This window comes from Amnibacterium flavum (assembly GCF_003097495.1).
GTDB classification, from domain to species: domain Bacteria; phylum Actinomycetota; class Actinomycetes; order Actinomycetales; family Microbacteriaceae; genus Naasia; species Naasia flava.
Genome location: NZ_QEOP01000010.1, coordinates 1 through 379 on the forward strand (window position 1 = coordinate 1; position 379 = coordinate 379).

Below are 379 nucleotides of genomic sequence, written 5' to 3' on the forward strand. Positions count from 1 at the left end.
TGTGACCCGGTCTGTCGTCGCGATCGCTGCCGGAACCTCGAACATCGCATTGGCGAGAACAGCGCCACCGATCGCCCCGACGATCTGAACTACAACGAAACCCGCAAGCTCGACCGGTCGGAGACCGGCGCCGTGTCGCCGACCAAGTACCCAATCAACGGCGGACACCACCGGATTGAAGTGAGCGCCAGATATCGGCCCAAGCGCGAGAATCAGCACTGTCAACCCGAGAGCGGTGGTCGTCGAGTTCTCCAGCAGCTGCAGTCCGGTGTCCGCAGGCGACAGGTTTTGGGCGGCAATGCCGGAGCCGACGACGACCGTGACAAGCAGGCCGGTCCCGAGAAACTCGGAGGCCAGTTGGCGCAGCAGCGGAGAACGG

1 protein-coding gene is annotated in these 379 nt (G+C 64.1%); it reads right to left on the reverse strand.

Features of this window, described 5'->3' with window-relative positions; genetic code table 11:
* A partial coding sequence (locus DDQ50_RS16955; protein WP_240614511.1) for an aquaporin occupies positions 1-379 on the reverse strand: 379 nt, incomplete at both ends.